Source organism: Plantactinospora solaniradicis, from assembly GCF_042658085.1.
In the GTDB taxonomy this organism is placed as follows: domain Bacteria; phylum Actinomycetota; class Actinomycetes; order Mycobacteriales; family Micromonosporaceae; genus Plantactinospora; species Plantactinospora solaniradicis.
Map to the genome: position 1 here is coordinate 259,319 of NZ_JBHSPR010000001.1, position 21,188 is coordinate 280,506.

A 21,188-nucleotide genomic window follows, 5' to 3' on the forward strand; every position below is an offset into this window, starting at 1 on the left:
GCCCGGTCACCTCTCTCTCGTTTCGATCTCGTAGATCGTTGTTCCGACTTACTTCGGCAGTGCGGAAATAACTAAGGCCGCGGATCCCGGTGTACGGGTTCCGCGGCCTCGAGGTGAGCCGGCTGGTCTGTGTTAGACCGGTCTACCTCGAGGTGGAACCCCGCTGACATCCATCCGCTTGACGCCGACGGCGATGCCATTGCCCGTGAATCCATTGGTCCCCTGACGCTCGGCGGACGCCTGGGCCTGAACCAGCTCGGTCTGGGTCAAGACCTGGTGCACCTGGGAACGCTGGGGGGTGGCTTCGGCCAGGATGCACCCGACCTCCGACACCGGAGCGAGGACAGCAGTGAGCGCCCACGGTCGTGGGGTCAGATACGTCTCCACGGTGGTCACCTCCTGCCTCTCACTCGTCACCAACATCGGACTCATACCCCTCTTGAACAGCCTGAAAGCCGCCGCTCGCGAGGTGTGCCATGAGGTTATTCCTCATCCCGGCGCGAGGGCAAACGAATTACGGCGAAGTTGCAGAACTTTCTTCCGACACTGCTCCGGGCCCCCGCACCGGGCCCGTCACTCGTCCGCCAGCAGCACGTCGTCGACCCCGGCACCGCCGACCAACGCGAGCACCGCGTCGCCGTACAGGCCGAGTTTGCGGGGGCCGATCCCGGCGATGGCCAGCAACTCCTGCGTCCGCGTCGGCCGGCGTTCGGCCAGCGCGACCACGGTGGCGTCGGTGAAGACCACGTAGGCGGGGACCTTCTGGACGGCGGCGACCCGGCTCCGCCAGTCGCGTAGCCGGTCGAGGAGTTCGGAGTCCAGGTCGGACGGGCAGTCCGCGCACCGCCCCAGCTTGCGGTCCGCACCGGCGAGCAGGGTCGCCCCGCAGACCCGGCACGAGATGATCTGGGTACGCCGACGGTCGGGTTTCCGACCACCGGCACCCGGGGCCTCCGCCGACCGCGTTCCGCCCGATCGGTCGAACTGCGGCAGGAAGCGGGAGGGGCGCCGGGCCCGACCACCGGGCGAGCGGGCCGAGGCGTACGACAGCCAGAGCCACTCCCGGGCCCGGGTCACCCCGACGTAGAGCAGCCGACGCTCCTCCTCCACCTGCTCGGCGGTCTTGGCGTAGCTGGTCGGCAGGGTGCCGTCGGAGAGCCCGACCAGGAACACCGAGTCCCACTCCAGCCCCTTCGCCGAATGCAGCGAGGCCAGCGTCACCCCGTCGACGGTCGGTACGTGCTGCGCGGCGGCCCGCCGGCTCAGCTCGGCGCAGAAGTCCGCCAGCGACACCGGCCGCTCGACGGCGGCCGCCTCGCCGATCGGCAGTACGACGGGGATCGAGGCGTACTCCTCGGCGAGCTGGACCAGCGCGGCGAGGGCCTCCCAGCGTTCCCGGGCGGCGCCGCCGGACGGGGGTTGGTCCGGTGCCCAGCCGACCGCGGACAGCGCGTCGACGACGGCCGGGACCAGCGGCGTCTCTCCCGGCGTCGACCGGGTGGCGGCGCGCAGCGCGATCAGGGCCTGCCGGATCTCGGTCCGTTCGAAGAACCGTTCGGCGCCCTGGACCTGGTACGCCACCTCCGCCTCGGCCAGCGCCTTCTCGTACGCCTCGGACTGCGCGTTGGTGCGGAAGAGAATGGCGATCTCCCGGGCCGGCGTACCGGCGGCGATCAGATCCCGGCAGCGGGCCGCGACCGCGGCGGCCTCGGCCGGCTCGTCGGCGAAGATCCGCAGGTCCGGCTCGGCACCCGGAGGCCGTTGCCCGACCAGTTCCAACCGCAGCCGCGCCTCGGTGCCCCGGGCCTGCCGGATCACCGCGTTGGCCAGCCCGACCACCTGGGGCGTCGAGCGGTAGTCGCGGACCAGCCGGACCACCACCGCGTCCCGGCGCTGCCGGGGAAAGTCGATCAGGTGCGCCGAGGTCGCGCCGGTGAACGAGTAGATCGTCTGACTCGCGTCCCCGACCACGGTCAGGTCGTCCCGGCCGCCCAGCCAGGCGTCGAGCAGCCGTTGCTGGAGCGGGTTGACGTCCTGGTACTCGTCGACCACGAAGTGCCGGTACTGGGCCCGGATCTGCTCACCGACGTCCGGGTGGTCCTCGATCCCCCACACCGCCGCGCGCAGCATGTCCTCGAAGTCGATCACCCCGTTGGCGCGCTTGATCTGCTCGTAGCCGGCGAACACCTCGGCCACCCGGGCCGGATCGTGCGGGGTCTCCCGGAGCGCCTTGGCCGCCGCCACCACGTACTCCCCCGGCTCGACCAGCGAGGACTTGGCCCACTCGATCTCGCCGGCCAGGTCCCGGGCGGCCGCCCGGTCGGTCCGCAGCCCGACCTTGGCCGCCGCCAGGGTGACCAGTCGGACCTTGCTGTCCAGCAGCTCGGGCATTTCCCGGCCGGACAGCAGCCGGGACGAGAAGTACCTGACCTGCCGCAGCGCGGCACCGTGGAACGTCCGGGCCTGCACACCCGGCACGCCGAGCGCGCCGAGCCGGGCCCGCATCTCGGCGGCGGCCCGGGCGGTGAAGGTGACCGCCAACACGTGCCGGGCGGCGACCTCGCCGCGCAGGACCCGGTAGGCGATCCGGTGGGTGATCGCCCGGGTCTTGCCGGTGCCGGCGCCGGCCAGGATGCAGACCGGCCCGGCCGGCGCCGTCACCGCGGTGCGCTGTTCGGGATCGAGCCCGGCCAGGATCCGTTCCACGCTTGAGTCAGCCGCCACAGGTAGGAATCATGGCAGCCCCCGCCGACGTTGCACCTTTAGCCTGTGTGATCGACAACCCGTCCGATCCAAGGTCCGACCGGGCAGAACCGGTCGAACCGGGCCGAGAACGATTGAGCACCGCGGAGGTCTCGACGATGTTGACGATGTATTCCACGTCCTGGTGCGGCTACTGCCACCGGCTCAAGTCCCAGTTCGACCGGGAGGGCATCGGGTACGTGGTGGTGGACATCGAGCAGGACCTGGCCGCCGCGGAGTACGTGCAGAGCGTCAACGGCGGGAACCAGACCGTGCCGACCGTGCGGTTCGAGGACGGCACGGCGCTGACCAACCCCTCCATCGTCGACGTCAAGAAGCGCCTGGCGGCACTCGCCGAGAGCTGATCGGGGCGCCCGACCGCCGGTCGGGGTCGCTGCGGCGAGCCGCGCCGACGCGTCCGTCCCGGCGTCCGGTTCCCGCCACGTGGGCGAGCCTCACCAACTGAGACTCACCAGGTGAGACTCACCACCGTGGGCGGGAACCGGACGCCGGGGACGTCTCCGTCGCCCCTCCGGCCGGCGACGGCAGGCCGTTCGGACTGCCGCCGGACGGCAGGCCGTTCGGATTGACGGCGGACGGCAGGCCGTTCGGATTGACGGCGGACGGCAGCACGTCCGGCAGGATCACGTCGGGCGCCGGTCCCGACGGGGTACGGTCCGGATCCGCCGGGCCGGCGCGGCGCGGCGCGGACAGACCGCGACCTCCCCAGAGGTATCCGGCCGCCATCGTCATCACCACCGCGATCACCACGAAGAGCAGCCGGTAGTCGAGCACACCGACCAGCAGGGCTCCGGTGCCGATGGAGATCGCCTGTGGGCCGCTGATCAGCGCCTCGGACGCCGCGGCCACCCGGCCGAGCACCGGGGCCGGGGTCCGGCGTTGGATCAGCGTGTTGAGTCCGACGAAGGCGATCGGCAGGCCGAAGCCGAGCAGCACCAGCGCCACGAAGGCGAGCCAGATCGTCGGGTACGCCAGCAGCAGCGCGCCGGACGCGAAGACCGCCACCCCGACCGCGAGCGCGGCGACCTCGCCGAACCGGCGTACGACGGCGGGGGACAGCAGGCCGCCGAGCACCCCGCCGATGCCCTGCATGGTGACCAGCACGCCGACGAAACCGGGTTCCCGACCCAGCCCCTGGTCGACATACGCGAAGATCAACGATTCACTGAACCCCATCACCAGTACGGCGAGAGCGGCACCGAGGACCGCCCGGCGCAGTGCCGGCTCGCCGACCATGTGCCGCAGTCCCGCCCCTACCTCGGTGACCCAGCGCAGGTGGGCCGGTCCGGGGGAACGCTCGGCGAGCCGCACTACGGAGACCGCGTACGCGGCGGCCACGAAGCCGAACACGCCGACGGTCGGCAGCGTCCAGCCGCCGGCACCGGTGTAGAGCGCCGCGCCGGCCAGCGGCCCGACCAGACGGAGTCCCTGCTTCACGGTCTGTAGGACGCCGTTCGCCTGGGCCATCAGGTCCTCGGGAACGATCTCCTTGATCAGTCCGTTGAGGGCCGCGCCGAGGGCGACGTAGGAGAGCCCGTACAGGCCGCCCACCACGTAGATGACCCAGACGTCGTCCCGGTCCCGGACCAGGAACAGCGGGGTGAGCACGACCGCCGTGGCCAGGTTGGCGACGATGAAGAACGGGCGACGGCGGAATCGGTCCACCATCCAGCCGACGATCGGGGCGAGGGCCATCGGCGCCACCATGGCGAAGATGGTGGCGCCGGCCATGGCGTCCGAATCGGTCAGATCCTTCACCCACACGGCCAGCGCCAACAGCATGATCGACTCTGCGGTCATGCTGAAGACGAGACCGGCGAAGAGACGCCGGAAGTCGGGGCGGCGCAGGATGCTTCGCATCGGAGGGGTCCCTTCCGGTGCGGCGACGGGCCGGCGAGGGCCCGCGAGCGTCCGGACCCTCCCGTGGTCGCCGCCGACGCAGGTGGGCCGCGGGCACGGGTCGCCTGCGGCGGGTGGTCGCCGTGCTGGGCGGCCGTCGGGGTGATTGGGGGTGGGCACGGCGTGATCGTCGGGGTGAAAATTCGTCGCATTCGATGGTGGCTTGCGGGACGGTCACCGTCGGAGATGGATCGGCTATCCGACGAGAACCACGGAAAACCCTCGGAAAATCTCTTCTATTTAGACACGCCGTTACCATTCGACGGCAGGGCGTACGCGAACGGCGGCATACTGGACCGCCGGGGAGCGCGACCGGATGGTCGGCCCCGGCCCGGCGACGGGCTCGACGCGATCGAGAGCGAGGATCCAGTGCCTGCTGCTCAACCCAGTCCGATCCTGCGACGCCGCAGACTCGGCGTAGAACTGCGGAAGCTGCGGGAGTCGGCCAAGCTCACAGGTGACCAGGTCATCGAGGCGGTGGGCTGGGCCTCGGCCTCCAAACTGTCCCGGCTGGAGAACGGCCGTAGTCGGCCCGACCTGCGGGACGTCCTCGACCTGCTGGACCTGTACAAGGTCACCGGGCCGCTCCGGGACGAGCTGACCGCGATCACCGGCGAGGCCGGGGACATCCGCAGCTGGCTGCGCTCGTACCCGGTGATGACCCCGCGCCAGCGCGGCTACGCGGAACTGGAGGCCGGTTGCGCGGAGATCCGGGAGTACAGCCCGGTGATCGTCCCCGGCCTGTTGCAGACCAAGGCGTACGTCAAGCTGCGGATCCTCTCCTCCCGGCAGTTGGTGAACGATCCCGACCGGGACGACACCGAGGACACGGACACCGAGGTGGCCGCGCGGTTGGCCCGGCAGTCACTGCTCACCCGGGACGTCGAACCGCCCCACTACTCGGCGGTGATCGAGGAGGCGGCGCTCGGCGTCCGAGCCGGCCCCCGGGACGTGGTCCGCGCCCAGCTGATCCAGCTCCGCAAGCTCGCCATGCTGCCGAACGTCACGCTCCAGGTCCTGCTCGCCGAGCAGACGATCGCGGACTGGTACCTGCCACACACCGCGTTCTCGCTCTACCGGTTCGCCGAGCCGCAGGATCCGGAGACCCTCGCGATCGAGGGACTCTCCACCAACCTCATGCTCACCGACCAGGACGAGATCAGTACCTACTCGGTGGTATTCGAGTGGCTCCAGGACTCGGCGCTCAGTCCCGAGGAGACACTCTCGTGGCTGGCCGACGAGGCGGGACAGCGGGCCGGTCCGATCAGGAACTCGGCGGCTCGTGGCTCTGCCGTGCCGCCGGCCCAGCGCAGTCGCCGTACCGGGCGGCTGACCGAGCAGTAGCCGCCACCGGCCACACCGGAACGACCTCGGAGCCGCCGGCTTCCCGTACGGGAGGCCGGCGGCTCTGCCATGCCCAACTACCACAGCCCCGGTTGGTGCGTTGAACCGGTGTCACCTGATCGGACGAGCGACTACTCCAATCGGCGCGTTTCACTTGCCCGCCGGGCCGGAATGGGTGAACATAGCCCAAGGGGGGACGTGGAAGTTCCACGTGATGACTTCGTTCGGTAATCACAGGATCATTATCCGTCACCGGCCTCGGAGACACCCATGCGGTTTCTAATCGTTCGTACGGATATCCGTGCTGCCGCTGATGACGACCTGGCTGCCGCCTGGGCACAGGGAGAGTGCCTCCGCGACGAGCAGACCGCGCCGGAACAGCGCCGCCAGACCGTCCGCGCGGACGACCGGGACGCGGCACTGCTCCTCGCCCGTGCGCTGTCGAGCGTGGGCGCCGTCCGATCCGGACGACAGCGGGTCAAGGTCCTGCCGGTGGGCCAACCCGAGCGCCGGCTCCGGAGTGGGCACAACGGTGGTGGGCCGGCCGAGCTGGACGGTCGCCGTACGGGCGACCGGAACAGCGGCCCCGGCGACCGCGGATCACCGGCGAACCACCGCAAGCCCACCCCGAGCGACCTGGTCGGCTCCCCGGCCGGCGGCCTCACTCCGGCGCCCGGCGCCCTCGCTCCGCCAGCCGGCGGTCCCGATCCGCAACCGAGGAATCTCGGCCCGCCGTCGAGACTCTCCTAGACGACCGTCGTCGTCGGGCGGCGTCCCCCGCCGCGTTCCATGCCACACCCGACGACGACGGCCCATGATCTTGGCCCGTGATCGTCGCGGCAACGACGGTCGCGGGCCAAGATTGTTTCTGTACCCGCGCGTGACCCCCGGGCCGCCGATCCCGCTACGAGCCGTCGATCCCGCCACCTGATCCGCCGTCGAGCCACCGGCGGATCAGGAACAGGGCGATCGACGACGGCGGCGGCAACGCCAACGCCAGGCCGTCGCCGACATCGACCCGCTCCCCGGCCAGCACCGCGGCGATGTCCCGCCGGGTGAACCAACCGGCGTAGGCGATCTCGCTCGGATCCAGCCGCATCGGCCCGCCCGGGTCGGCAAGGGCGAAGAAGCCCAGCATGAGCGATCCCGGAAACGGCCACGCCTGGCTGGCGACGTACCCGATGTGGTGGGGCAGCAGGCCGACCTCCTCGCCGACCTCCCGGACCACCGCGTCCTCGGCCGACTCGCCCGGTTCCACATAGCCGGCGAGGCAGGAGTAGCGACGCACACCCTCGTCGGCCCGCCAGGCCGCATTGTTGCCGAGCAGACACCGTCCGTCCGGCCCCGGCACCCCGTCGTGCACCAGCACGATCATCGCCGGATCGGTACGCGGCCAGAGCTGGTGGCCCGCCTCGTCCGTCCGGGACCAGCCGGCGTCACCCACCACCGTGGCGAGCCCGGTGATCGACGAATACAGGTGTCGGGCGTGCCAGTTGGCCAGGGCGACGGCGGTGGTGAACAGGCCGGCGTCCCGATCGCTGAGCAGGTGCCCGACCTCGCGCAGGGTGGCCGCCCGGGCACCGGCGACCTCCGGCAGCGGTGCGGCGACCGCGAACACCGGAACGTCGTCCGGCTCGACACCGAGAAACAGCCGTCCGGCCGGCTCGCTGTCCTCGACGGCTTCCGGACCTAGCAGGAACAGCTCCGGCTTCTCCGTCGAGGACCCGACCAGGGTCCGCCCACCACCCGCCACGTCGATCACCAGCACCCGCGCCCGAGGCCAGGCGTCCGTCAGCCACTGCTGATCGGAACGTCGGTGGGCGGCGCGGTCCAGCGTCGACCGGGCGAGCGGCGGGCCGGAGCTCACTGTTCCGGAGCCTCCGTACGCACCGGTCCCAGCACCCCGAGTGGCTCCTGCACCGCAGCGGCGTCACCCAGCACCACGGTGACCGCCCGCGCCGGAGCCAGGTACTTCGCCGCCGCGGCCGCCACGTCGTCCCGGGTCACCTTCGCCAACCGGGCCGCGTGCTCGGCGAGGAACTCCAACCGCAGCCCGGAGCCGGCGTACGCGCTCGCCACCGCCGCCAGCCCGGCCTGGGTCGAGATGCCGAGCTGAAGCGTGCCCAGCGCGTACTGCCGGGCCTGCTCCAACTCGTCCTCCTTCGGCGGCAACGACGCCAGCCGCCCCAACTCGTAGTTCGTCTCCAGCAGGGCCGGGCCGGTCACCTCGGTGGCGACCTCGGCCGCGACCACCAGCGCGGAACCCGCGACCGAATGTTCGATCGTCGAATGCGGCCCGTAGGTGTACCCCTTGTCCTCGCGGATGTTCTCCACCCAACGGGAGGAGAAGTAGCCGCCGAAGACCAGGTTCGCCAGTTGCAGCGCGGCATGGTCCGGATGGGTACGCGGCACCGCCGGCAGGGCCAGCCGCAGCGAGGACTGCACCGAGTCGGGCCGGTCGACCAGCAGCAGCGGTCCCGGCTCCAGCGGAGGCGCCGCGGGCAACTCGCCCGGCGCGCCGTCCCCGGTCCAGCCGGCCAGCGCCCGCTCCGCCGCGTCCAGCGCCTTCGCCGGTTGTACGTCGCCGACCAGCAGCAGGATCGCGCCGGCCGGACGTACCCGGGCGGCGTGCAGGGTACGCAACTGGGCCGGCCGGACCGCCTCGACCTGCTCCGGCTCCGGCGTCTGCACGGCGTACGGGTGCTTGCCGTACATCCGCTTGAGCAGGGCCTTCCGGACCAGGTGCGCCGGCAGGCTCTGCGCCATCCGGATCCCGTCGATGAGCCGGGCCCGCTCGGTGGCGACCTCGTCGGCGGGATAGGTCGCGCCGGTCACCACCTCGGCGAGCAGGTCCAGCAGCCGGTTCAGCCCGGTCACCAGGCCGTTGCCCGAGATCATCAGCCGGTCGGAGTCGAGCCCGGCGGAGAGCCCGCCGCCGACCTTCTGCAACTCCGCGGCGAGTTCCACCGAGGACATCGTGCCGGTGCCGGAGAGCAGCGTCTGCGACATCATCAGCCCACGGGCCAGGTTCGCCTTGCCGAACGGCAGCCACAGCCGCATCTCGACCAGCGGAACGGCCGGCCGGCGCAGGGCGATCACCGTCAGCCCGTTCGGCAGGGTGCGCTCGACCTCGCGGGGCAGCTTGAGCTTGCGGGTCGGCCCGAGCGGGGGCAGCGTACGGGTGGTCACCTGGCACCTCCACCGGGAACGACCTCGACCGCGGCCCGCCGCTGCGGCCGCAGGGTGGCGGCCGCGGCCCGTACCTGCTCCTCGGTCACCTCGCCGACCAGCCGGGGCAGCTCGCCGAGCAGGCCCGGATCACCCCGTTGCTGCTCCAGTACCGCCATCTGCAGGGTCCGGCCGAGCACCGCGTCGGTCTCCCGCAGCAGGTGGGTGGCCATCCGGGCCTGGGTCCGGGCCAGTTCGTCGGCGGTCAGCCCGTCGCTGGCCAACCGGTCCAGCTCCTCGTCGATGGTGCGCAGCACCTTGTCCACCCCGCCGCCCGGTGGCAGGTGGGCCTGCAACACCATCGCGGTGGGGTCCCGGACGTCGAACGGGTCGCCCATCAGCCCCAGATAGCCGCCGATGCTGGTCACCGTCCGGTCGCGCAGCACCAATCGCTCGACCAGCCGGGACGCGTCGCCGTCGGTGAGCACCTCGGCCAGCACCACGTACGGCAGGTAGTTCGCGAAGTCACCGATCGGATCCGGCACCCGCCACGCCGCGGCCACCGCTGGCAACGGCGCCAGCTTGTCGGTGTACGACTCCCGTCGCTCGCCGGTCAGGTCCGGCTCGGCGAAGTCGGGCCGGACCGGCGCGGGTCGGGCCGGCACGTCACCGAAGTGCCGCTCGATCAGCGCCGTCACCTCCGGCACGTCCAGGTCCCCACCGACCGCGAGCACCGCGTTCCCGCAGGCGTAGTAGCGGCCGAAGAAGTCGGTCGCGTCGGCGATGCTCGCGCTGGACAGGTCGTCGAAGGAGCCGTAACCGTCGTGCGCGTTGGCGAACGTGTCGAACATGACCGGCGGCAGGCGCAACCAGGGAAAGCCGCCGTACGGCCGGTTGAGCACGTTGACCCGGATCTCCTCCTTGACCACGTCCACCTGGTTGCGGAGGTTCTCCTCGGTCAGCCGGGGACCGCGCATCCGGTCCGCCTCGAGGAAGAGGGCACGCTCCAGCGCGTTGCTCGGCAACGTCTCCCAGTAGTCCGTGTAGTCGAGGTGGGTCGAGCCGTTGAAGGTCCCGCCGGCCCCCTGGACGTGGCGGAAGTGCGCCAGCTTCTCCAGGTTCTCCGAGCCCTGGAACATCAGGTGCTCGAACAGGTGGGCAAAGCCCGTCCTGCCCTCCGGTTCCGACCGGATGCCGACGTCGTAGACGACGGCCACCCCGACCACCGGAGCGCTACGGTCCGGCGCCAGCACCACCCGTAGACCGTTGTCGAGGGTGAACCGCTCGACCGAATGCTTCGTTGCTGGAATTCTCGATCTTCCCGCCGCCACGAACCGACCCTAGCGCGTTCCCCGACCATCGCGGGTCGCCGTCCCCCGGATCAGATGGGACGTACCGAGGCGAGCGCGTGCTCGACCACCCAGTCGAGCTCCCGGTGGGTGCCGGGCACCGAGATGTAGAGGACCGCGGCCGTCGACCGTCCCACGTCGATGCAGGCGACCGCCACCAGTTCGTCGGTGGCGCGCAGCCCCGGGCGGCTGAAGTGCAGCCGGAAGACGCTCACCCAGGCCGGCAGCCCGCCGACGGTGGTCCGCTCGTTCCGGATCGACTCCATCCGGTTCGGCTGCGGGTAGTACTCGGCACGCACGTCGTCGGCCACCTGCCGGCCCACGCATTCGAGGTCGAAGGTCAGGGCGTCGTTCTCCGCCGCCGGCACCGCCGCCGAGAGGATGGACGCGTGGTAGTCGCTGCGCCCGTCGTACGCCGACTCCGTGACGAAGTGCTGCCCCACCTTGTACGGCACCTCCAGGCTGCCGGCGTTCCACACCGCCCGCCAGGGTTCCCAGGGCGCACCGTAGGTGGCGTAGGAGATCCCGGCGTCGGGGTCGACGGTCCGCTCCCCGGACAACGGCTGCCCCGGACCGGTCGGCGGAACGACGGGGCTGGCTGGAGCCGGGCTGGCCGGGGCCGGGTTGGCCGGCGTGGGTGAACCGGGCACCGCCGACGCCGACGACCGGGGCAGCGGGCACTTCCGGGCCAGTGGCGGCCGGACGTCCGTCGCCGCCTCCGGCCGGCTCCACAGCGGGTCGACACCGTCGGAGACGGTCAGCCCGAGCACCACCACGAGGCCGATGACCAGTACGGCGGCGGCCGCGCCGATGAACCACCACAGCCGGCGGTCCCGACCACCCGTACCGCCGGGTGGTGCTGCCGGCGGGTCCGGTGGCGGTGTCGGCAGGCCGATCCGGGTCACCGCGCCCGCTCCCCAGGCGGCCCCGGGCGGGGCCTGGGAACCGTCCTTCGGACGGGGGACGTTCACCGGCATCCGTCTAGTCAACACCACCAACGGAGGCCCGGACCGGCCGAGGCGCGGCGGAAATCAGCCCTCGCCGACGGCCGTCAGTTCGCCGCCGTCGGTGACCGCCCACGGCGGCGAGTGCATCTCCACCACCTCGACCTCGGGCGACCCGGCGGCAACGCCGTACCACGGAGTGAAGGCAGCCAGCATGGCAAGGAGCAGCCCCCCGACAGCGAGCGCGAGCACCACCAGAATCTCTCGCGCCGAGCCCCGACCGACACCGACGGTCATCACAACCTCCCCCACCGCGACCCTTCCCCGTGGCCGCTGGATCCCCAGGACAGAATGACCGGTCACCGGTTACTCCACAGTCGCCCATCGGACGCGATCAGGTGTATTCGCGGGCATAATTGCCCTGACCGATCGGAGTGCGGCGTGGTAGCGCGTCGGGGAGGGTGCGCTCAGGCGGCGCGGCGGGGGCGACGCGGGCGCGGCGGCCGGGCCGCGGTCCGGTGCGGCATCCGGGCGTCGACGGGCGGCGCGGCAACCGACACCGGGGCACCGGACGGGATCCGGGCACCGGTGACGCGGATCAGCTCATCGTCGCCGGGACGGATCCGGACCGTTTCGGGCCTGATCCCGGCGGTGCTCATCAGCCGGGCCACCTCGGAACGCTGCTCCGGCAGCACCAGCGTGACCACCCGGCCCGCCTCGCCCGCGCGGGCCGTACGGCCGCCCCGGTGCAGGTAGTCCTTCGCCTCGTTCGGCGGGTCCACGTTCACCACCAGGTCCAGCCCGTCGACGTGGATGCCCCGGGCCGCGACGTCCGTCGCCACCAGGGCGGTCACCTGACCGGCCCGGAACTGCTCCAGAGTGCGGGTCCGCTGCGGCTGGGACTTGCCGCCGTGCAGCGCCGCCGCCCGTACGCCGCTGGTCAGCAACTGTCGGGCCAGCCGGTCGGCCCGGTGCTTCGTACCGACGAACATGATCACGCGACCGTCCCGGGCCGCGATCTGCGCCGTCGCGGCCACCTTGTCCACCGCGTCGACCTGGAGGACGTGGTGGGTCATCGCGGTGACCGTGGCGGTCGACGGGTCGACGGAGTGCGACACCGGATCGGTGAGGAACCGCCGGACCAGCCGGTCGACGCCCCGATCCAGGGTGGCCGAGAAGAGCATCCGCTGCCCGTTCGGCGCGACCTGACGCAACAGGTCGGTGACCTGCGGCAGGAAACCCATGTCGGCCATCTGGTCGGCCTCGTCCAGCACCGTGATGGCGACCTGGTCCAGCCGGCAGTCGCCGCGCTGCACCAGGTCGGCGAGCCGGCCGGGCGTGGCGATGACGACCTCGGCGCCGGCCCGCAGCGTGTCGGCCTGCCGGACCAGCGACAGCCCGCCGACCACGGTGGCACAGCGCAGGCCCAGCGTGCGGGCGTACGGGGTGAGCGCCGTGGTCACCTGCTGGGCCAGTTCACGGGTGGGCACCAGGACCAACGCGAGCGGTCGGCCCGGCCGGGCCCGATGCCCGGCGGTCCGGGACAGCAGGGGAAGCCCGAAGGCGAGAGTCTTGCCGGAGCCGGTACGGCCCCGGCCGAGTACGTCCCGACCGGCCAGCGAGTCGGGCAGGGTCGCCGACTGGATCGGGAACGGCTCGTTGATGCCGTTCGCGGTCAACGCGGCATGCAGCCCGGGGGCCAGCGGGGCGTCAGCGAACGAGTGGATGGCACGGGTCATTGCGGGAAGCCTTCCTCGAGCGGTACGTGTCAAGGAAGGCTCACCGGCGGCCGTGACCGCAGCGGCTCGGCCACCAGCGGTAATGGCGCCCGGCGGCCGCGGCCACGGACCGGGAATACGCGGGAGCCAGCCCGTGCCGTCGGGCGCGGGCTGGCCGCGTCACCACCCCCGATCAGGGGATGATGGTTGAATTTGTCTCAGGCTTGCGCCTCAGATCGGACGGATGTTCTCCGCCTGCGGGCCCTTCTGGCCCTGGGTGACCTCGAACTCCACCCGCTGGTTCTCGTCCAAGCTGCGGTAGCCCGAGCTCTGGATCGCTGAGAAGTGGGCAAAGACGTCAGCGCCGCCGCCGTCCGGGGTGATGAAGCCGAAGCCCTTGTCAGCGTTGAACCACTTCACAGTGCCAATTGCCATCTGTTTCGTCTCCTGACGGAACGATCGGACCGCACCTGTTGCGGACCGAAAAGTCGCCCACACACGAGTGTGTGGACTGCTGTCGCCCTGGTCGCCCCGCCCGGAGAACTCCGGACACAACAAAGAGCGCCTACGGTCACAATCCCGCAGGCGCACACAGAGTCTCTGGGAACCAAAACTGCAACGCCTGCCACGTTAGCACAACGCCGGGGCGTACGGCCTGGTTTCGCTGGATCAATCTCACGGCGTCTGCTCCGGCAGCTCTGCCACCAGGGCGGACAGACCGGCGGCGTCGAGCAGATCCGCCGGCCGGACCGTGACGTTCTGCCGCACGTAGTGGAAGGCCGCGCGTACCCGGTCGACCGAAACGCCGGCCAACTCCGCCCAGGCCAGCCGGTACGCGGCCAACTGCACCGCCGCGGCGTCCGCCTCGGCTCCGGTCGGCTGGCGGCCGGTCTTCCAGTCGACCACGTCGAACCGGCCACCCGGTAGCGCGAAGACGGCGTCCATCCGGCCCCGGACCAACAGCCCGCCGACCATGGTGGCGAACGGCACCTCGACCTCGACCGGCGTACGCTCCGCCCACTCGCTGGCCATGAACCGCTCCTGGAGTTCGGCCAGCGCCTCGTCCGGGGCCGCGTCCGAGTCCGCCGCACCGGGCAGCTCGTCGACGTCGAGCAGCCGGACCACGCCGTACCGCTGTTCCAGCCAGGCGTGGAAGGCGGTGCCGCGCCGGGCGTACGGCTCCGGGCGGGCCGGCATCGGACGGCGGAGGGCACGGGCGAGGGCCGGTGGATCGCGGCGCAGGGCGACCAACTGGGAGACCGACAGGTGCCCCGGCAGGATCACCTCGACCGGCCCCGAGCGGTGGGCGAGCCAGTCCCGCTCGGCGAGCAGCAGGTCGGCCTCGCGCCGCCACCCCGCCACGACCGCCTCCGCCTCCGGCTCCACCGACGGCAACGCCTCCGGACCGGCACCCGGCAGCACCCCCGGCTCCGGGCCCTCCTCCGGCTCCCCCGCGACCGGGGCTCCCTCGACCGAGGCTCCCTCGACCAGGGCTCCCTCGACCAGGGCTCCCTCGGCCGGGGCGTCCTCCTCCGGTAATACGTCTGCTCCGTCCGGGCCCTCGGACATCAGGCGGCGGACCAGGGCGGCGGCCTCGGCCAGCACGGGCCGCCGAGGGCCCAGCGGATCGGCCGGCCACTCGGCCCGGAGCACGACCTCGGTGGTCGGGTTCGTCGCGTCCACGACCGGCTCCGGCGCCCAGGCGTCGACCACGAACCCACTCTCGCCGGCCTCGGGAGTGGCCACGCACCACTCGTACACCTCGGCGAGGAACCCCGACGGGCCGCGTGGGCGTTTCGTCCCCTCGCCCCACCAGTAGCCGGAGCAGAGCAGCAGCCGGCGAGGCCGGGTGACCGCCACGTAGGCCAGCCGGCGTTCCTCCCGCTCGTCGTGGGTCCGCCAGTGATCGGTGAAGGTGCCCAGCGCGCGAGCCACCGCCTTCTGGTCCTCGGCGTCGTCCAGCGCCAGCACGGGCAGGCCGTCGGCGTCGCCACGCAGCGGAAACGGCAGTACCCCGAGTCCCAGCAGGTAATGGTCGGAGCCCCGGGCCGTACCGGGCCAGACGCCCCGGCTCAGCCCGGCCACCGACACCACGTCCCACTCCAGGCCCTTCGCGGCGTGCGCGGTGAGGATCTGCACCGCGCCCTCCACCACCTCCACCTCACCCGGAGACAGTCCACGCTCCTCGTCCTCGGCGGCGGCGAGGAAGGCCAGGAAGGCGTGCAGCGGAGCCCCGGCCGAGTCACCGGCGAACCGGGCCGCCACGTCGCCGAGCGCGTCCAGGTGTCCCCGGGCCAGCCCGGCGTCGCCACCCCGACCGTCGCTGCCGGCCCGTACCGCGACCTCGACGTCGAGCCCGATGGTCCGCTCGACGTCCGCCAGCAGATCCGGCAGCGGCTGGTCCAGGCGGTGCCGCAGCAGGCCCAGCTCCCGGCCGTACGCCCGCAGCCGGGCGTACCCCTCCGCCGAGTACGCCTGCGCCGGACCGAGGTCGGCCAGCGCCTCGACCAGGGTCGCCTCGTCCAACCGATCCGTAACGATCTCCGGCTCGTCGTCGCCGTCCTGCCGGGGCAGTTCTCGGCGGGCGCGGGCGATCGCGGTGGACCGGCGATGCAGGGCGACCAGATCACGCGGCCCGATCCGCCAGCGCGCCCCGGTGAGCAGCCGGAGCAGCGCGGCACCGTCGGTCGGATCGGAGAGCACCCGCAGCGTGCAGACGACGTCCCGGACCTCCGGAGTGTCGAGCAGTCCGCCGAGGCCCACCACCTCGACCGGCAGGCCCCGGTCCCGCAACGCCGCCTCGATCGCCGGAATCTGGCTGCGGAGCCGGACCAGTACCGCCGTCGTCGGCCGGTTGACCACCGGAACGTGCTCGGGCAGCGCGTCGGGCATCCGTGCCGCGCCCCGCCAGGCGGCGAGAACGCTGTCCGCGATCCAGTCGGCCTCGTCCGCGTACGTGTCGAGCAGCGCGCAGTGCACCGTACCGCCGGCGAAGCCCCGACCGGTGCGGCCCGGAATCTCCTCGTCCACCCGGAACGCCGCGGCCAGCTCGGCGACCTGCGCTCCGGCCGCCCGCAGCGGCGCGGCCAGCCCGTTCGCGACGTCCAGGATCTGCGGCCGGTTACGCCAGCTCGTCGTCAGGGTCCGCACCTCGGCCGGTCGCCCGTCCGGCTGGGCGAACTCGGTCGGAAACCGGTCCAGGGTGCCGGCACTGGCCCCCCGCCAGCCGTAGATGGACTGGCAGGGGTCACCGACGGCGGTCACCGGATGCCCGCCACCATAGAGCGCGTTGAGCAGCACCACCTGGGCGTGCGAGGTGTCCTGGTACTCGTCGAGCAGCACCACCCGGTAGCGCCCCCGCTCGATGGTGCCGACCTCCGGATGGTTCCGGGCCACCAGCGCCGCCCGGGCGAGCTGGTCACCGAAGTCCATCGCCTCGAAGTCGTCCTTGCGCTGGGCGTACGCCCGGACCAGCGGCAGCAGTCGCAGCCGGAGCTGCTGGATGTGCAGCGCCTTGCGGACGTCCGCGTAGACCCGGCCCGGCCGGGACTGCACCTCGGCGAAGAACCGTCCGGTCCAGGCGGCCAGGTCGTCCGGGGTGACCAGATGCTCGGCCAGGTCACCGGCCAACGCCAGCACCGCGTCGGTGACCGTGCTCGGCATCCGCTCCACCTCGGACATGTCGCCGTCGTGGTTGCGGACCAGCAGGTCGACGATCTGCCACCGGGACGCCTCGGTGAGCAGCCGGGTCGACGGCTCGTAGCCGCCCCGCAGCCCGTGCTCGGTGACGATCCGGGCCGCGTACGAGTGGTACGTCGCCACGGTCGGCTCACCACCGAACGGGTCGTCGTCGGCGTTCCGGCTGTTCCGCCCCAACCGGCGCACCAACTGACCCAGCCGGGTACGGATCCGCATCCCCAGTTCGCCGGCCGCCTTCCGGGTGAACGTCAGGCCGAGGATCTGCCCCGGTTCGACGTACCCGTTGGCGACCAGCCAGACCACCCGGGCGGCCATCGTCTCGGTCTTGCCGGAACCGGCCCCGGCGACCACCAGCAGCGGTTCGACCGGCGCGGAGATGATCGCGGCCTGCTCCAGGGTCGGCGCCGGCAGCCGAAGCAGCTTGGCCAGCTCGACCGGGGTGTACCGGGGACCGGCGTCGGCGACCCGCTGCGTCGGCGCAGAACTGAACAGCGACGGCTGGGTCATCAGGAGTCGCCCCCGCCCCGCTGCCCCGGCGGTTTCGGCGCGCCGCCGGGCGGCTGGCGGCGGGTCGGCGGCCCGTCCGGCCGGCGTCGGGTCGGCGGCTCGACGACCTGGCGCCCCTGCCCCGAGATCGGGCAACTGCTCCGCACCGGGCAGACCCGGCACTTCGAGTTCGCCACCGCCGAGAACGTCGCCGCCGCCATCGTGTCGGCGGTACGCCGCACCATCGCCCGCGCCCAGCCCGCCTCCTCGCCCTCGCCGGCCGGCGGCTGGGCCTGCTCCTTCGCGTCCTGGGTCGGCGTACCGAGCTGCACCAGCGCGGCACCGCCGGACTCGGAGCCGGCACCGAGGTCTTCGAAGGCGCCCGCCTCCACCGCCGCCTGGTACGCACCGAGCTGCGGATGCTCGGCGAGTTCCGAGGCCGTCACCGCCGTCGACTTGCCGGTCTTCAGGTCGATCACGACGAGCCGGCCTTCGGCGTCCACCTCCAACCGGTCCACCCGACCGGTCAACTCGATCGGCCGCTTGGGGTCGTCGAGGCGTACCGCGAACTCGTGCTCGATGGCGAGCAGCCGGCGCGGGTTGCCGGCCAGCCAGCGCAGCAGCTTGTCGACCATCACCTCGGCTCGGGCCCGCTCCGGCCCGGCCATCCAGCGGGCGGCGAGTTCGATCACGTCGAACCGCCCAGCCACATACTCCAGCAGCTTGCCCCGATCGACACTCGCATCCTCGGCCAGCATCGCCGCGGCATGCACCAGATTGCCCACCCCCTGGGCCGCACTCGCCGGCCCCTTACCCCCATGCCGCTCCAACAGCCACCGCAGGCTGCACCGCAGCGCGCTCTCCATCCCCGAGGGCGTGACCCGGACCGGCTCCCCCTCCTCCACCAACGGCCGGTCGTCCGACAACGCCCGAAGCCCCCACCAATCATCCGGATGCGCCCCCGGCACCCCTGCGCCAGCCAACCGGGCCAACTCCACCGCCGCCCCCCGCCGCCGCACCGCCGACGCCGCCGGATCGGTCACCACCGTCCGCAACTCCGCCACCAACGCCGACAACGTCAACGCCCGAGGCGGGCGCCCGATCGGCAACGCCACCGGCTCATCTGAAAGGAAGGGCCCCTTCTTATCGTTTTCTGTAGAAGAAGGGCCCCTTCTTAACACCTCAGAGTCCTCGTCCGGCTGCTCAACCGCCGAGCCGAGTTCGTAGAGGAAGCGGCTCGGCTGTTCCTCGTGGTCGGCCACCCCGACCGCCGCCGAGGCGACCGCGCTCACCAGCAACTTCCGCCGGGCGCGGGTGGCGGCGACGTAGAACAGCCGGCGTTCCTCGTCCAGCACCGCCGAGGTCTGGCCGACCAGGGTGGCCGCCGCCCCGGCTCCCTCGCCCCGGCCGGCGAGGACGTCCACCAGCCGTTCCGACCCGAGCAGGCTGCCCCGCAGCCGCAGGTCCGGCCAGATCCCCTCCTGTACGCCGGCAACGGCCACCAGATCCCACTCCAGCCCCTTCGCCGCGTGGGCGGTGAGCAGGCGTACCGCCTCGCCACGGTCGGCGCTCGGCGCGAGTGTGTCCGCCGGCAACTGCTGCCCGAGCACGTGATCGAGGAACACCTCGGTACGCGCCCCCGGCAGCCGGTCGACGAACCGGGCCGCCGCGTCGAAGAGTACGACGATCGCGTCCAGGTCCCGGTCGGCGGCCGCGGCCCGCCAGCGCAGTCCGGTGTCTGCCGCCCCGGCCGCCGTGCGGGCCCGGGCCAGCGCGCCGGACCACCGCTCGGCCAGCCCGCTGGCCCGCCAGACCGCCCAGAGCACGTCCTCGGCGGTCGCCCCGGGCACCGCGCCGGCCTCCCGCGCGGTGGCCAGCAGAGCGGCGACCGCCTGGGCGGGCTCGGCCCAGCGCCGTTCGATCGCGACCAACTCGGCCGGATCACGCAGCGCCTCGACGAGCAGGTCGCCGGAGGGTCGCCGGTCCCCGGCCGCCAGGGCCAGGGCCCGCAACCCCTGGCGCAGCCGTCGCTCGGCCAGCGGATCGGCGCCGCCCAGCGGCGAGTGCAGCAGCGTCACCGCCGCCTCCTCGTCCAGCCGGTCCGGCTCCAGCGCGCAGCGCAACAGCAGCAGGAACGGCGCCACCGCCGGTTGCAGGTGCAGCGGCAGGTCCTCGGCGTGCACCACGGTCGGCACCCCGACGGTGTGCAGCGCACGCTGCAACGGCGGAAGCTGCAACGTGGTGGACCGGAGCACCACCGCCATCCGCGACCAGGGCACCCCGTCGAGCAGGTGCGCGGAGCGCAGCGCGTGTGCCAGGTACGCCGCCTCGCTGGTCCCGGACCGGAAGGTGCGTACCTCGACCGTGCCGGCCTCGGCGTCCGGCAGCGGACGCAGGTCGCGGTGCGCCGCCGGGCCACGCAGCCGACGGGCCAGCCGCCGGGTCGCGTCCAGCAGCCCCGGCCCGGCCCGGTACGACGTGGGCAGCAGCAGGGTCCGCGCCACCGCGCCGGAGGCGGTCCGGAACCGGTGCGGGAACGCGCCGACGGCGGCCGGATCGGCCCCCCGGAAGGCGTACGTCGACGAGTCCGGGTCACCGAACGCGACCAGTGGCTTGCCACCACCGGCCACCAGGTCGAGCAGGTCCAACTGGGCCGGGTCGGTGTCGGCGAGTTCGTCGAGGTAGATGTAGGCGAGCCGGTCCCGCTCGGCGTCGAGCAGCCCCGGATCGTCGGTGAGCAGGCCGGCGGCGGCCCGGACCAGTTCCGCCGGGTCGTAGGCGACCGAGCCCCGGGTGGTGGCGTCGCGCAGGGCCAGCACGGCGACGTACTGCCGGAGGAAGCGGGCAGCGGCGGGCCAGTCCGCCCGGCCGAGCCGCTCGCCGAGTTGGGCCAGTTCGACCGGTCCGACACCCCGCTCGGCCGCCCGCATCAGCAGGTCGCGGAGCTGTTCGGCGAAGGCCCGGGTACGCAGCGCCGGCCGCAACTCCTCCGGCCAGCCGACCGGATCCTCGATCTCGTCGGTCTCCTCGCCGTCCTCCACGCCGATCACCCCGAGCAGTTCCCGGATGATCAGATCCTGCTCCGGGCCGGTGAGGAGTCGGGGCGAGGGCTCGCCGCGCTCCGCCGCCGCCCGACGGAGCAGCCCGAAGGCGTACGCCGGGAAGGTGCGGACCAGCGGCTCGTGCAGCACCTTCCCGTCCGCTCCGGCGATCCGGGCCTCGATCCGGTGCCGCAGTGCGGTAGACGCCCGACGGCTGAAGGTCAGCACCAGGATGCGTTCCGGGTCGACCCCCTCGGCGACCCGGGCGGCAACCGCCTCGACCAGGGTGCTCGTCTTGCCGGTGCCCGGTCCACCGAGGACCAGTAGTGGCCCGTCGGTGTGCGTGACGACGGCTTCCTGCTCGGGGTCGTCGAGCCGCGCCGGCACGGCCTCAGCCGGCCGACGGACCAGCCGGTACGCCTGCACGCCGCCCATCACACCACGCCGCCCCGACGAGCCCGCCTCAGGTACGCCCGCGCCACGCGCCATCCTGACCGTCGGTACCACGTGGCACCCAACCGAGGAAGCGTACGGAGAGCGCCATCGGATCGAGGTTGGGCGAGGTGGCGACGAGGTCGAGCAGTGCCCGGTGCAGGTGCCCGGCGAGATGGACCAGCAAGCTGGCCCTGGCCCCGTAATGGGCGTACAACAGGTTCAGCCGGGCCGGCTGACAGGGCCAGGGCGCGGCGCAGGTCCGACAGAGATACCTCGGTCGGGTCGGCACGTGTGGGCGCCGACGCGCGTGCGGCGGGTTCACCGCTCGGGCCTGGTCATCAG

At 72.5% G+C, this 21,188-nt stretch carries 14 protein-coding genes and 1 pseudogene; 3 read left to right on the plus strand and 12 right to left on the minus strand.

All coding sequences use genetic code 11. The features are described 5' to 3' along the window. Window positions 1-573 precede the first annotated feature (573 nt). Complete coding sequence (locus ACFP2T_RS01225; RefSeq protein WP_377416326.1) at window positions 574-2,724, minus strand: ATP-dependent DNA helicase UvrD2; 2,151 nt, start codon at window positions 2,722-2,724, stop codon at window positions 574-576. A gap of 137 nt (window positions 2,725-2,861) precedes the next feature. On the opposite strand from ACFP2T_RS01225, the gene ACFP2T_RS01230 reads away from it, so the two are divergent. Then, entirely contained in the window at window positions 2,862-3,107 is a 246-nt protein-coding gene (locus ACFP2T_RS01230; RefSeq protein ID WP_192767023.1) for a mycoredoxin, read from the plus strand. Window positions 3,108-3,225: 118 nt separating this feature from the next. Here ACFP2T_RS01230 and ACFP2T_RS01235 read toward each other — a convergent pair whose 3' ends face one another. After that, window positions 3,226-4,623: an MFS transporter gene (locus ACFP2T_RS01235; protein WP_377416329.1), complete on the minus strand. Its 1,398-nt coding sequence runs from the start codon at window positions 4,621-4,623 to the stop codon at window positions 3,226-3,228. Between the two features lie 408 nt (window positions 4,624-5,031). Between ACFP2T_RS01235 and ACFP2T_RS01240 the strand changes: the two genes are divergently transcribed. Both ACFP2T_RS01240 and ACFP2T_RS01245 read left to right on the plus strand, forming a co-directional pair. Beyond that, complete coding sequence (locus tag ACFP2T_RS01240; RefSeq protein WP_377416331.1) at window positions 5,032-6,006, plus strand: helix-turn-helix domain-containing protein; 975 nt, start codon at window positions 5,032-5,034, stop codon at window positions 6,004-6,006. A 270-nt stretch (window positions 6,007-6,276) separates the two neighbouring features. Then, window positions 6,277-6,510, plus strand: a pseudogene (locus ACFP2T_RS01245) (hypothetical protein); the annotation flags it as partial. 400 nt (window positions 6,511-6,910) lie between these two features. On the opposite strand, the gene nudC reads toward ACFP2T_RS01245, so the two are convergent. The 10 genes from nudC to ACFP2T_RS01295 all read right to left on the minus strand — a co-directional run bounded on the left by nudC (window position 6,911) and on the right by ACFP2T_RS01295 (window position 21,060). After that, window positions 6,911-7,873, minus strand: coding sequence for an NAD(+) diphosphatase (nudC, locus tag ACFP2T_RS01250; protein ID WP_377416332.1), 963 nt, complete (start codon window positions 7,871-7,873; stop codon window positions 6,911-6,913). Further along, window positions 7,870-9,195 carry a M16 family metallopeptidase gene (locus ACFP2T_RS01255; RefSeq protein WP_377416333.1) on the minus strand — a complete coding sequence of 442 codons (1,326 nt, stop codon included), beginning with the start codon at window positions 9,193-9,195 and terminating at the stop codon, window positions 7,870-7,872. Before ACFP2T_RS01255 ends, nudC begins: the two co-directional genes overlap by 4 nt. Continuing rightward, entirely contained in the window at window positions 9,192-10,505 is a 1,314-nt protein-coding gene (locus tag ACFP2T_RS01260; protein WP_377416335.1) for a M16 family metallopeptidase, read from the minus strand. The genes ACFP2T_RS01255 and ACFP2T_RS01260 overlap by 4 nt, the downstream gene beginning before the upstream one ends. 50 nt (window positions 10,506-10,555) lie before the next feature. Beyond that, complete coding sequence (locus tag ACFP2T_RS01265; RefSeq protein ID WP_377416337.1) at window positions 10,556-11,494, minus strand: hypothetical protein; 939 nt, start codon at window positions 11,492-11,494, stop codon at window positions 10,556-10,558. A gap of 60 nt (window positions 11,495-11,554) precedes the next feature. Next, window positions 11,555-11,764: a hypothetical protein gene (locus tag ACFP2T_RS01270; RefSeq protein ID WP_377416339.1), complete on the minus strand. Its 210-nt coding sequence runs from the start codon at window positions 11,762-11,764 to the stop codon at window positions 11,555-11,557. A 170-nt stretch (window positions 11,765-11,934) separates the two neighbouring features. Beyond that, the gene (locus ACFP2T_RS01275) at window positions 11,935-13,206 is read right to left on the minus strand and encodes a DEAD/DEAH box helicase (protein WP_377416341.1); all 1,272 of its coding nucleotides are present in this window, start codon (window positions 13,204-13,206) and stop codon (window positions 11,935-11,937) included. Between the two features lie 210 nt (window positions 13,207-13,416). Then, on the minus strand, window positions 13,417-13,620 hold the full coding sequence (gene cspE / locus ACFP2T_RS01280; protein WP_101369720.1) for a transcription antiterminator/RNA stability regulator CspE: 204 nt from the start codon (window positions 13,618-13,620) through the stop codon (window positions 13,417-13,419). 240 nt (window positions 13,621-13,860) lie between these two features. Next, window positions 13,861-17,391, minus strand: a complete 3,531-nt coding sequence (locus ACFP2T_RS01285) for an ATP-dependent helicase (protein ID WP_377416343.1) — start codon at window positions 17,389-17,391, stop codon at window positions 13,861-13,863. Beyond that, the gene (locus ACFP2T_RS01290; protein WP_377417820.1) at window positions 17,391-20,837 is read right to left on the minus strand and encodes an ATP-dependent helicase; all 3,447 of its coding nucleotides are present in this window, start codon (window positions 20,835-20,837) and stop codon (window positions 17,391-17,393) included. The genes ACFP2T_RS01285 and ACFP2T_RS01290 overlap by 1 nt, the downstream gene beginning before the upstream one ends. Window positions 20,838-20,874: 37 nt before the next feature. Next, a complete protein-coding gene (locus tag ACFP2T_RS01295; RefSeq protein ID WP_377416345.1) occupies window positions 20,875-21,060 on the minus strand; it encodes a hypothetical protein in 186 nt (61 codons plus the stop codon). Window positions 21,061-21,188 lie beyond the last annotated feature (128 nt).